The sequence below is a fragment of the Komagataeibacter rhaeticus genome (assembly GCF_011611525.1).
Classification (GTDB): Bacteria; Pseudomonadota; Alphaproteobacteria; order Acetobacterales; family Acetobacteraceae; genus Komagataeibacter; species Komagataeibacter rhaeticus.
This window is the reverse complement of sequence record NZ_CP050139.1, coordinates 1258985-1270830: the sequence shown is the minus strand read 5'-3', so window position 1 is coordinate 1270830 and position 11846 is coordinate 1258985. Positions and strand designations below refer to the sequence as shown.

At 61.1% G+C, this 11846-nt stretch carries 9 protein-coding genes; 5 read left to right on the top strand and 4 right to left on the bottom strand.

Going from position 1 to position 11846, the window contains the following annotated elements:
• Positions 1-40 precede the first annotated feature (40 nt).
• From GWK63_RS05825 to GWK63_RS05810, 4 genes are all read right to left on the bottom strand, one after another.
• Entirely contained in the window at positions 41-979 is a 939-nt protein-coding gene (locus GWK63_RS05825; RefSeq protein ID WP_039998732.1) for a DMT family transporter, read from the bottom strand.
• Positions 980-1119: 140 nt separating this feature from the next.
• Positions 1120-2040 carry a helix-turn-helix domain-containing protein gene (locus GWK63_RS05820; protein WP_223846657.1) on the bottom strand — a complete coding sequence of 307 codons (921 nt, stop codon included), beginning with the start codon at positions 2038-2040 and terminating at the stop codon, positions 1120-1122.
• A 158-nt stretch (positions 2041-2198) separates the two neighbouring features.
• Positions 2199-3089: a transporter gene (locus GWK63_RS05815; protein WP_039998801.1), complete on the bottom strand. Its 891-nt coding sequence runs from the start codon at positions 3087-3089 to the stop codon at positions 2199-2201.
• Between the two features lie 796 nt (positions 3090-3885).
• Positions 3886-4806, bottom strand: coding sequence for a LysR family transcriptional regulator (locus GWK63_RS05810; protein WP_007398020.1), 921 nt, complete (start codon positions 4804-4806; stop codon positions 3886-3888).
• Positions 4807-4964: 158 nt separating this feature from the next.
• Here GWK63_RS05810 and GWK63_RS05805 point away from each other — a divergent pair, with 158 nt between their 5' ends.
• The 5 genes from GWK63_RS05805 to GWK63_RS05785 all read left to right on the top strand — a co-directional run bounded on the left by GWK63_RS05805 (position 4965) and on the right by GWK63_RS05785 (position 11778).
• A complete protein-coding gene (locus GWK63_RS05805) occupies positions 4965-5444 on the top strand; it encodes a lipocalin-like domain-containing protein (RefSeq protein ID WP_007398019.1) in 480 nt (159 codons plus the stop codon).
• A 596-nt stretch (positions 5445-6040) separates the two neighbouring features.
• Positions 6041-7540 carry a carbohydrate porin gene (locus GWK63_RS05800; protein WP_007398015.1) on the top strand — a complete coding sequence of 500 codons (1500 nt, stop codon included), beginning with the start codon at positions 6041-6043 and terminating at the stop codon, positions 7538-7540.
• A gap of 147 nt (positions 7541-7687) precedes the next feature.
• Complete coding sequence (glpK, locus tag GWK63_RS05795) at positions 7688-9187, top strand: glycerol kinase GlpK (protein WP_039998799.1); 1500 nt, start codon at positions 7688-7690, stop codon at positions 9185-9187.
• 35 nt (positions 9188-9222) lie between these two features.
• Entirely contained in the window at positions 9223-10062 is an 840-nt protein-coding gene (locus tag GWK63_RS05790) for an MIP/aquaporin family protein (protein WP_007398013.1), read from the top strand.
• Positions 10063-10149: 87 nt separating this feature from the next.
• The gene (locus tag GWK63_RS05785; protein ID WP_007398012.1) at positions 10150-11778 is read left to right on the top strand and encodes an FGGY-family carbohydrate kinase; all 1629 of its coding nucleotides are present in this window, start codon (positions 10150-10152) and stop codon (positions 11776-11778) included.
• Positions 11779-11846: the final 68 nt, after the last annotated feature.

Sequence of the window (11846 nt, the reverse complement as noted above, 5' to 3'; positions counted from 1 at the left end):
CCCAGCCCGCAAGCGTTGCGGGAACCGGCAACCCGGCCCGTTATCTTTCCCTGCCCGCAGGGAGTACGGACAGGTGCAGCCTTGCCGCACGTCGTTCCTCCAGGGCCAGATGCTCATAATGTATGCGCTGGCGGACCCAGTTCAGCATGCCCGACAGGGTTACAACGGTAATACCCGCAAAGGTCCAGCCATCCAGCGGCTGATGAAACAGGAAGTAGCTGAACGCCACCGCCCATAACATCTGGCTGTACTGCGGCAGGGCCACCCGGTTGGCTGGTGCGCGGGCGGTGGCCATCATCATGAACAGTTGCCCCAGTGCCGCCAGAAAACCGTACCCGAACAGGAACATCCACACCCGCGCGCCATGCGGCCAGTGCGCATGCGCGAACATGAGCGCCCCGTCCCCCACCAGCGGCCCGAACAGGCTGGACCCGAACAGCGAGAGTCGTGGCGTATTGTTCCCGGCCAGCCGGTAGGCAGTGACCCCGACCGCATTGGCAACAGCAGCGATCAGGGCACAGAGATGCCCCAGATGCAGCGCGCGCATCCCGGGCCGCAGCACGATCAGCACCCCCACAAACCCCAGGACAACGGACAGCCAGGCCCAACCCGACACCTTCTCGCGCAGCAGGGTCACGGAAAGGATGGTGACAAAAAGCGGCATGAGAAACATGAGCGACAGCGCTTCAGGCATGGGCAGAAGCATGAAGGCCTCCACACTGGCGGCCGTGGCGGCAAAGGTTGCCACGGCCCGGACCAGCCACATGCCCGGATGCCTGGGAGAGAAAATATCAAGGTAGGATTCACTGGGCAGGCGGATGAACGGAATGATCAGGAAACCGAATACCCCGCCGGAGAACGCCACCTCGAACGGGTCCAGTTGCCCGGCCAGAAGCTTTGAATAGGCATCGCTGATCGAGAATGATGAATATGCCGCAAAGGCAAGCATCATACCTGACGTAAGAAAGGTCAATTTCATCTGTGGCATCCTAACCTGCGGTCAGAAAGGCCATTATAAATACGGGCGGTTAAAAACCAGTGCGGGTAAGGAGAGCCTGCCATGCGTGGCACCCGTTCACCGGGCCGGGGTGTCCATGCCGCACGCCCCGTGCGCCCGGATCAGCGCAGGCCCAGCATCTTCATCTTGCGGTATAATGTCGCACGCCCGATGCCAAGGTTACGGGCCGTCGCGGCTACATTGCCATGCGCCAGCGCAAGGGCGGAGCGGATGACATTTTCCTCTGCCCTGCGAAAGCTGATCCGGTCCTCCACCGCCAGCGTGCCCAGCAGGTTGGGATGCGTGCGGATCATGTCATCCGTCCAGCCTGTCAGCATGCGGGCCCCACGGGTCGCACCGGTCACCTCACCATCGCGGTTGATGGCGACCAGCGATGCGGAACAGCCTTCTGCCGGGCCAAGGCTCAGTATTCTTTCGCCCATATGGTAATCACGGAACAGCTGTTCCTCGATCCGGCGACCGGACTGCTGCAATGTATCCAGCACAAGCGGCGCAACGCCGGCTGTTGCGGGACCGTTGAAGGCGGCAAGGTTGATCACCCCCGCCACCTGCCCCACCGCATTGAAAACCGGTACCGCATAGCTGGCCAGCAGCGAGAAACAGAAACGCCAGTGCTCGCCCTCACCCAGAAAGATGGCGCAGCAGTCCTGCACAGCCGTGCCGATCCCGTTTGTTCCGGCAATCCGTTCATCCCATATCGCCCCTTCCCGCAGGGCAAGCCTGGTGCACAGGGGCAGATGCGCATCATCTATGTTACGTGCCAGGATGGTCGCGTCGGGATCGGCCAGCAACACCATGAGATCCAGCCCCTGCACCAGTCTGAACAGCCGCCGCATTTCCGGCATGGCGGTCCCCAGCAGGGCGGCGGAGCGGTGGCTGACATGACGCAGTTCCGCCCCGGACAGGACCTCCGCCTTCCACCGCTGTGACGGATCAAGATTATAGGAGGACAGGCAGCGCTGCCAGGACTTGATGATCTCGGTCGTGACCGTCCCCTGTAAAGCCGGCCCGGGGCGGGGCATGGGCCGACTGCAAAGCGTATTCATCCCTGTGTATCCCCCTGCACCGTAATCCTGCCTTCCGTCATGCACCTGAGGAGGCCCTGAAGTTTTCCCGAAACGGCTTCATGTAATGATCTGGCAATATTTGAAAACCGTTATCTGGCACTCTACTTTTCATTTTACCACAGATAGACGAATTTCACGTAATATGCATTACTTTCCGGCACGTTTCGCCCATCAACAGAATGCGAATATCGTGTCGTGAAGGAAAGATGCTGTGAAATATTGAACATCGCACCCGCCCCCAGGGTTACCTCGCGGCTGTTGGAATCATCCAGATACTGCCCGGCTGTCCGGTCGTACGTGCCTTTTACATTCTGCCAGTCCAGTGCAAAAAACGGTTCGAACAGACGGGTCGCCTTCCAGCTGAAACGCAGGTTGGTATAGAACACTACGCCGGGGGAATAGGTGTGTCCCCCCTTCACATGTTTGGCAGCCCCCGCCACGGTCCCGGCATCGCCATCGAAGCTGAAATGCTTCCATTCATAGTCAAAAATGAAACTGGAAATGTTGGACCAGTAATTGGGTGATGTCGCATCCCGCGTGCCAACTGCCGTCTGCATGAAGGTCTGGATGCCGAAAGTACTGTGTTTGTTGGGCTTGAACCACGCCGCTGGCCCGACAATGGTCGGGCCAAGCCCACCATAATTCGTGCCATCCGCCAGGCTGTAGCTCTCGCTCTGGATCAGTTCGAAGGCAAAGCCGACATGGGGAATGGCTTCAAAACTGCGGAAGTGCACATATTTCGTCATGCCTGACCAGGTATGGCTGCCCCCCGTCGGCTTGCGCGCGCCCAGACTATTATAGGAATGCCCCGCGGCGTTGCCATCACCGTATTGGACCAGCACGTTGAATGGCTTGAAATCAACCGGCAGGTCATATTCATGGGGGCCGATTATCCCCAGGGTCACATCCGATGCCCTGGCCCCGGACGCAAGGAAAAGCACTGCGGGCGGAATGGTGAGACACAGCACGGCATGCAGCCATACCGCTCTTTCTGTCAGACGCATGGGAGAAATTTCCATGTAAAGCTGCGGCATCCGGCGGGGGCCGGAGTCCTGCACGGTTATTGTTGTTTATTGGGCCATGGCACCATGATGCGTACCATCGGGCATCCGGATGACCGGGGCATGACTGGTGCCTGACCATCCACGGGGGCGTGACGGCTCCGCATGACCTTGCCGTCATTACGATTGAAAGGACGCCGATGATCATCGGCCCTTGCGCGGCCGGACACAACGCCGCTGCCGGTCACAATATTGCCACCGCAATGGTGCCGGCCCGTGCCTGACGGCTGGCTGCCATGTGTCTGAAATCGCGGCATATCATGCATCATGCCGGCCTGGCGCTCCTTTCCGCTGCCATCCGCGGGGCGGACAGCGCGGGCCAGCGCCCACCGGAACGTCCCGCATGGGGCAGGCCGCACGGCCATCGGGCAGGCAGGTATGGCTGCGCCATGCCGCCATGCGGTTGGGGGTATTACGGTTTCGTGCCGGATTTCAGGCGTGGACCCGCCCTGCGCAAACCGGCCCGTTCCCGTTACAGGCCATAACAAAGATGTCAGGAGCGATAATATCTCTCCACTCGTTTCCTGCATGCCGCGTATCTTTCATCGTTCTCCTGTGGCAGCACGATATGTGAAGGTAACGGTTCCCTATCGCGTCCAGCCCATGCCCCTGTTCAGCATGAAGCGCCCGAAAAGGGCCATGCCTTACCCGAATGCCATCACAAAGGTTTGTCCCGTTTCGGCCAGACTGTCTCATATCCGAGACAGTTTTCCGGCCCCGATGGCACCGGAAGGCAGGGTTATCCCTGATCCATGAAGCCTGCAGTGCGGATATAGGGCCGGAGTTCATTCACGAAGGCCCGGACACTGGCCCGTGTATGCTGGCGACCTGGCAGAACGGCGTACAGGTCGATCTTTTCACCCTGCAGGTCTGGAAAGATGCGTACGAGTTTTCCCTCTTCCAGGTCCTGGTACACATCACAGAGCAGTTTATAGGCAATCCCCTGCCCCGACAGCGCCCAGTCATGAATGATTTCCGCATTGGTGGCGGAAAGGCGTGGCTCGACCGTCACCACTTCCGTTTCCGTGTCATTCCCGATGGCCCAGCGGTTGAGCAGGGCCATGGTCTTGTTGCGACGCAGGCACAAACAGTCATGCCGGACCAGCTCACGCGGATGCGCGGGCAATGAACGGCGCCGGATATAGTCGGGAGAGGCACACAATACCCGCATGGTCGAAGCCAGGCGGGTCACCACGGCACCGGGCGTATCAGGCAGGCCCAACCGGAGCACGACATCAAGCGAGTCACTGAAATCATAGACCCCTTCTGATGCCAGGGCGAGATTGATGTTCAGCTTCGGGTGGCGGGCACTGAAAGCCTCGATGAAAGGGGCGATCTGGCGACGCCCCAGTTCCACCGGCGCACCTATGCCCAGCGTGCCCCTTGGCGCACGGGTGGAAGAGGAGATTTCCTCCTCCAGGTAATCAATCTCGGCCACGATCGCCAGGCCACGTTCGTAATAGAGACGCCCCGTCTCACTCAGCCCGAAATGGCGTGTATTGCGGATGACCAGCGTGCTGCCCAGCCTGGCTTCTATGCGCGCCAGCCGCCGCGATACGGCGGCAGGGGACGTGCCCAGTCCCCGCGCGGCGGCCGTCAGGCTGCCTGCATCCACCAACGCACTGAAAAAACGCAGGTCTCCAATTTCATCATAAGACAATTCCGTCGCCTCCCGCCTGCCTTTATTGCGTTTTTCGCAATATTATTTTTCCTTACAGATCACTACCGGCCTGTCCAGGTAAAAGGCATGTTACCGCCGACAGACACCGACACTGCGCGTGCACCGGTGCCAAGCATCAGCGATGGAGACATAAAAAGATGCCCGTTCAGGACACCATGCAGCAGCCCGAAACCATGCTTGAAGGCGAAGAACTGCGGCAGAAACTTGTCGGGACATGGGAACTCGTGTCCTACAGGGTGGAAGAGAAGGAAAGCGGCGCCTTCATCCCGGCCATGGGGCCTACGCCACGGGGCCGCGTCGTGTTCACGGCCGATGGCTGGGTGGCCTTCAACCTTGAGGGCAGCCACCGCCATCCGGCAAAAAATGATGCGGAACGGGCACGGCTCATGAAGACGCTGGTGGCCTATATCGGCCGCTACCGGGTGGAAGGCAACCAGTGGATCACGAATGTCCAGACCGCATGGGCACCTGAATGGGTCGGGACGGAACAGCGCCGGACCGTTGTGATAAAGGACGGACACGCCAATGTCCTGACCCCATGGCGCAAGATGCCCAACTGGGCCGAAGGGCGCCTGTCACGCAGCATAATCCGGTTCCAGCGCGCGGCCGGGGCGTGACGCGGGCCTAAGGTAATGCCGCCTTTGCGCAGGAAGAAGGTGGCGTTGGAAACCTTCCGCTGGTCCCCGCTCCGTTTCCCGGATCAGCCGGGTCCCGTCCGCCTGCATCAGGGGGCAGCCACTGCCGTGTGGCGGCTCCCTGCCTCCTTGAATGGGTGATGCCCGGAACATGGCCCGCATGGAACACGATCCGGATCATGCAAGGGCATCGTACCCGCCGGGCACCAGCAAGGGCGACATGACAGGCCGCGGGGCTATGTCCCGTGCCCGTGTTTTTTCATGGTGTTCCGGTTCACAGGCCATGACCACATGGTCGTGTGCGCTGACCGGGACGGCCGGCAGGAATCCCGGACACATCCACCGAACCATGATCGTAGCGGGGCATATGGAGCGTGGATTGTGATTGATCCTCTCCATTACCGGAGACTGATGTAGTTTTCTTACGAAAGCCATTCTGTTCAAATAAAAATTAAAGAAAAATATCACAAAATTGTGTTATTCATGAATAAAATCTTTCTTCCCCGTGGGCCGATACACACTCTGTTCCTGATAGCCGAACCCGAGGCGCCAGTACGCCCGGGAAGGGAGAGCAGACAATGTGTGTCATCAAGACATGCGCCAATAACGAGAACAAGTCTGCAATAAAATGGAACTTCATCCCCGTCCGCATCAGACTTCTGGCTGTTGCGGTGGGCATGCTGTTCATCGGTTGCACGCTCACGTCCGAAGTATTGGCCCAGACAGAAACAGCCAAGACCGCCTTCACAACCCATTATGACCCGGCCGCCTTTCCCATGACCGAAATGGGGCAGGTGGCGATCGGCCCCCTTGTGCCCATGCTGACCGCCTCCCCCCATCTGTTCGGGGACTGGGGCGGCATTCAGCCATGGCTGACGAACCGGGGCATTTTCCTCAACGTCACGGTCAATGAGGAATATATGGGCAACGTTACCGGCGGCAGGCAGCGCGCCAACGTGGCGGCCGGACAGGTTGCGGGCGCACTGGACATCGACTGGCAGCGCCTGGCGGGGGTTCCGTCTTTCTGGACCCATATGCTGGTTGTAAACGGACATGGCAGTAGCCTGTCCAATGCCATAGGGGACTCGATCACCAATCCTGAAGAAATATATGGCGCGCGCGGCAATGTGGTCGCCCATCTGGTGGACATGTATGCTGACAAGGGGTTCCTGCGTGACCGGATCATCCTTTCGGTCGGTGTCATACCCACGGGCAGTTTCTTCAATCAGGACTATCTGGCCTGTTCGTTCATGAACGTATCGGTATGCGGCAACCCGGCACCTTCCAAATACGTGCCGGGCGGTCGTGACTGGCCATCGGGCAACCTGGGGGCGGTGCTGCGGGTGCGCCCCACGCTGCGGACCTACATCATGGGCGGCATCTTTGCCGTCAGCCCCCATGCCTATAATGGCGGCATATCGGGCTGGGCGCTGGGCCAGGACGGACTGGGCAAGCTTTCCTCGCAGGTCGAGATCGGCTGGAGCCCTTCCTTTGGCCGCCATCATCTGCTGGGGCACTACAAGATCGGGTACTGGTATGACAATTCGCGCTATCCCAACCTGTATGCCGACATAAACGGCAATTCCTTCCAGGCGACCGGACTGCCGCGCCGCTATGAATCCGGCATGAATGCGGCATGGTTCCTGTTCAACCAGATGATCCACCGCAGCGGGGATGGCCTGGCCAACGGCCTGATCGTGATTGGTGGCGCTGACTACACCCAGGGCAGCCAGGTGGCCATGCGCGATCATGAATGGATCGGCCTGCTGCAGAGCGGCACCCCCTGGGGCCGCCCGCTGGATCAGGTCGGGGCCATGTTCCAGTATATGGAAATGGGCCATACCGTCACCCTGCAGCAGGAATCCTCGCTGGCGCTTGGCCTGCCCTACCTGTCCAACCAGTGGGGCGCCGTTTACGGCATACAGAGCCATGAGAACGTGTGGGAAGCCTTCTACAGCATCCATGTGGCCCGTGGCACGGCCTTCCAGCCCGATTTCCAGTATCTCCAGCGCCCGGGTGCCACCACGACCTTCCATGACGCGGCGGTGATCGGGTTCCAGTTCACCACAAATCTCTGACCATCCGCCCCCAGGCGAACGCCATGGACCGCGACAGGGCAGATGCGCAGGCCACGGTTCCATGCGGGGGCTGCCACCCGCGGGCAACGACACGACCAGGTCATGAAATATCATGGACAGAACATAAAAACAAAAAAGGAATGCAGCATGACGGACTACGTTGGCGCGATAGACCAGGGCACGACCAGTTCCCGGTTCATGATATTCGACCGGAAGGGAACAATCGTTTCCGTTGCCCAGAAGGAGCACCGCCAGATCTATCCCCGCCCCGGCTGGGTTGAACATGATCCCATCGAAATTCTTGAAAACACCAATGAAATGATTGGCGCCGCCATGGCGCGCGCCAATCTGGGTGCCGCCAGCCTGGTATCGGTCGGGATTACCAACCAGCGTGAAACCGCCGTGCTGTGGGACAGGACAACGGGCCTGCCGCTCCACAATGCCATCGTATGGCAGGACACGCGCGTGGACCAGCTGGTCAGCGAATATGGCCGCGATGGGGGGCAGGACCGCTTCCGCGCCATTACCGGCCTGCCGCTGGCAAGCTATTTTGCGGGCCTCAAACTACGCTGGCTGCTCGATAACGTGGAAGGCGCGCGCCAGAAGGCCGAAAGCGGACAGGCGCTGTTCGGCACGGTGGACAGCTGGCTTTCATGGAACCTGACGGGGGGGACCAGGGGCGGCATCCACATCACCGATGTGACCAATGCCTCACGCACCCAGCTCATGAACCTGAAAACCTGCGCGTGGGATGAGGATATGCTCGCGGCCTTTTCCATTCCCGCCGCCTGCCTGCCCCGTATCGTGCCCTCCTCGCAGGTATATGGCACGATCACGATCCCCAGCCTGCAGGGCACGAAACTGGCCGGCATTCTGGGCGACCAGCAGGCGGCCCTGGTCGGGCAGACCTGTTTTTCCCCCGGCGAGGCCAAGAATACCTACGGCACCGGATCATTCCTGCTGATGAATACCGGCACCGACCCGGTCCAGTCAAAGGCGGGGCTGCTGACAACGGTGGCCTACCAGTTTGGCACGGAAGAACCCCGTTACGCGCTGGAAGGCTCCATCGCCATTACAGGCGCGCTGGTGCAGTGGCTGCGCGACAACCTGAAGCTGTTTGATCTGGCGACACAGATCGAACCGCTGGCGCGCAGCGTGGCGGATAACGGCGGCGTCTATATCGTGCCGGCGTTTTCCGGCCTGTACGCCCCATACTGGAAGGAGAATGCCCGGGGCGTCATTGTCGGACTGACCCGCTACGTCACACGCGCGCATTTTGCCCGCGCGACACTGGAGGCCACGGCCTATCAGGTGCGCGATGTCGTGGCCGCCATGGAGGAAGACAGCGGCATCGTACTGCGCAGCCTGAAAACCGATGGCGGCATGGTGGCGAACGAACTGCTCATGCAGTTCCAGGCCGATATCCTGAACGTGCCGGTTGTCCGGCCAAAGGTGGTGGAAACCACCGCGCTGGGCGCGGCCTACGCTGCCGGCCTGGCGGTGGGGTACTGGAAAAACATTGATGACCTGCGCGCCAACTGGGAAGTGGACCGCACCTGGCAGCCCACCATGCCGCCGGAACAGCGCGCGCGTTACCTGGCGTGGTGGAAGAAGGCCGTACAGAAATCCTTTGACTGGGCCGAATGAACCCGGCCCCAACCCATATGTAAGGAAACAGGCCAATGAATCGGGTATTCCTGGGCGAGCTTATTTCCGAAGCGCTTGCCGTTTTCATCATCATCGCCTTCGGTGATTCGGTGGCGGCGATGTACCTTCTCTATGATCCCAGCCCGTACCTGCATGCCTACTGGGGCGTGTGCATCGTATGGGGGCTGGGGGTGACCGTTGCCATCTACGCCACCGGATCGGTTTCGGGCACGCATGCCAACCCGGCGGTCACGCTGGCACTGGCCACCTATCGCGCCTTTCCATGGAAAAAGGTAATCCCTTACTGGTTCGCACAGATCGTAGGCGGCTTTCTGGGTGCGGCACTGGTCTATGCGCTGTATTACCCCGTCATCGATCACTTCAATGACATGCACCAGCTTGCCCGCATGAGTGGTGGCGGGGCGGGCGTGTTCTTTACCGCCCCCGCGCCGGGCATAACCCTATGGCATGCCTTCAGTGATGAAATCATCCTGACCGCCATACTGGTATTCGGCATTTTCGCCATTACCGAACAGTATAACGAAATGGCGCCCGGCGCCAATTTCGGTGCGCTGATCATCGGCTTCCTGGTCGCGGCCATTGGCGCCTCCATGGGGTATCTGGAAGCGTGGGCCATCAACCCGGCCCGCGACCTGGGGCCACGGCTGTTCGCCTATGTTGCGGGCTGGCATGAGGCCGCCCTTCCCGCGGCGGGTCACTACTGGTTGGTACCGGTTGCCGGGCCACTGATTGGCGGCCTGCTGGGGGCGACCGCCTATGAATACCTGATCTACCCGTTCCTGCCCGCACAGCTTCGCGCGCGACAGGCCTTGCAGGGCAAGATCGCGGAAGAGACAATCATCATAGGAGAATGAGCCCCCTTCCCCGCCACTGTCACGGGGGCAGGATTTCCATGGCCAGAAAGGGTCCGGCACAGCGACACAAGGGAGTGGACCAGGCAGATGGACGTCGTCATAGGCATTGATGTGGGAACCGGCAGCGCGCGGGCGGGCGTTTTCACACTGGATGGACGCAAGCTGGGCGCGGGCACGACGCCAACCCGGACGTGGCGGCCACGCACCGACCACATGCAGCAGTCTTCCGCTGATATCTGGCGTGCGGTGTGCCAGAGCGTCGCCATCGCCCTGCCCATGGCGCGGGACACGGCGGGGGAGGCGCTGGCTGTGCGGGGCATCGGGTTTGATGCGACCTGTTCGCTGGTGGTGGTGGGGCCCGATGGCCAGCCACTTTCCATTGATGCGGACGGCGCACCGGATCAGGACGTGATCCTGTGGATGGATCACCGCGCCATGACGGAGGCGGCCGCGATCAACGCAGGTCACCACGATGTGCTGCGTTACGTGGGCGGCGTGATTTCGCCCGAGATGGAAACACCAAAGCTGCTGTGGCTCCGGCGCCACCTGCCCGATGTGTTCGATCGCGCCGCCCTTTTCCTTGACCTGCCGGATTACCTGACCTGGCGCGCAACCGGAGCCACTTCACGCTCACGCTGCTCAACCGTGTGCAAATGGACCTACCTTGCCCACGAAGACCGCTGGGATGACACCTATTTCCGGGCCATTGGCCTCGGCATGCTGGCCGATGAGGGTTACCGCCGCATCGGCACGGACATCAGGGCACTGGGCGATCAGGTCGGGAACGGGCTGGACATGCGGGCAGCCATGGAACTGGGGCTGCCGGTGGGTACCCCCGTGGCGGTTTCCGCTATTGACGCACATGCCGGCGGCATAGGTGTCATGGGGGCAACCCCCGATGACACGCCGCCCGATTTCAACCGGCGCCTGGCCCTGATTGGCGGCACTTCAAGCTGCCACATGGCGGTCTCCCCCCTGCCCCGCTTCGTGCCCGGTGTGTGGGGACCATACCGGGATGCCATGCTGCCCGGCATGTGGCTGAATGAAGCCGGGCAGTCGGCCACCGGCAGCCTGATCGACTTCATCATCGCCACCCATCCCGCCACCCCGGCCCTGCGCCAGCAGGCCGAAAAGGAAGGCAGGACGATCTATCAGGTCCTGAACGACCTGCTGGCCACCGCCGAAGGCGACCGGCCCGCCGGCACCCTGACGGAATCCCTGCATGTCATGCCCGATTTCCATGGCAACCGTTCCCCCCATGCCGACCCGACCCTGCGCGGCATGATCAGCGGGCTGGGCCTGGGTGCCACGGCGCAGGACCTGGCCGTCCTGTATCTGGCAACGATACAGGCCCTGGCCTATGGCACGCGCGACATAGTGCGCGTGCTGAACGGACAGGGCTATGCGATCGATACGGTCATCGCCACGGGCGGGGGCACGAAAAACCCCGTTTTCGTGCGTGAACACGCCAATGCCACCGGCTGCCGCATCCTGCTGCCAGAAGAACCGGATTCCGTTTTGCTGGGCAGTGCCATACTGGGGGCGGTTGCTGCGGGGGCCTATCCCTCCATCCGGGCGGCCATGGCCGGCATGGCACGCATACGGGCGGAAATTCGGCCCTGCGCCGGAAGCGCCCCCTTCCATGCCAGGAAATTCCGCGTCTTTACCCGGATGTATGCCGACCAGATCCGCTACCGGCAGATCATGAACAAATAAGACAGGCACCACGGGAACCGGACGGTTCCCGTGGCGCTTTACAGAAAAACCCAAGAACCGGACCTCCA

Excerpts from the sequence above, each read along its gene's own strand:
- GWK63_RS05825 (WP_039998732.1), bottom strand. The coding sequence starts at position 979 with ATGAAATTGACCTTTCTTACGTCAGGTATGATGCTTGCCTTTGCGGCA.
- GWK63_RS05820 (WP_223846657.1), bottom strand. The coding sequence starts at position 2,040 with ATGCCCCGCCCCGGGCCGGCTTTACAGGGGACGGTCACGACCGAGATC.
- GWK63_RS05815 (WP_039998801.1), bottom strand. The coding sequence starts at position 3,089 with ATGCGTCTGACAGAAAGAGCGGTATGGCTGCATGCCGTGCTGTGTCTC.
- GWK63_RS05805 (WP_007398019.1), top strand. The coding sequence starts at position 4,965 with ATGCCCGTTCAGGACACCATGCAGCAGCCCGAAACCATGCTTGAAGGC.
- GWK63_RS05800 (WP_007398015.1), top strand. The coding sequence starts at position 6,041 with ATGTGTGTCATCAAGACATGCGCCAATAACGAGAACAAGTCTGCAATA.
- glpK (WP_039998799.1), top strand. The coding sequence starts at position 7,688 with ATGACGGACTACGTTGGCGCGATAGACCAGGGCACGACCAGTTCCCGG.
- GWK63_RS05790 (WP_007398013.1), top strand. The coding sequence starts at position 9,223 with ATGAATCGGGTATTCCTGGGCGAGCTTATTTCCGAAGCGCTTGCCGTT.
- GWK63_RS05785 (WP_007398012.1), top strand. The coding sequence starts at position 10,150 with ATGGACGTCGTCATAGGCATTGATGTGGGAACCGGCAGCGCGCGGGCG.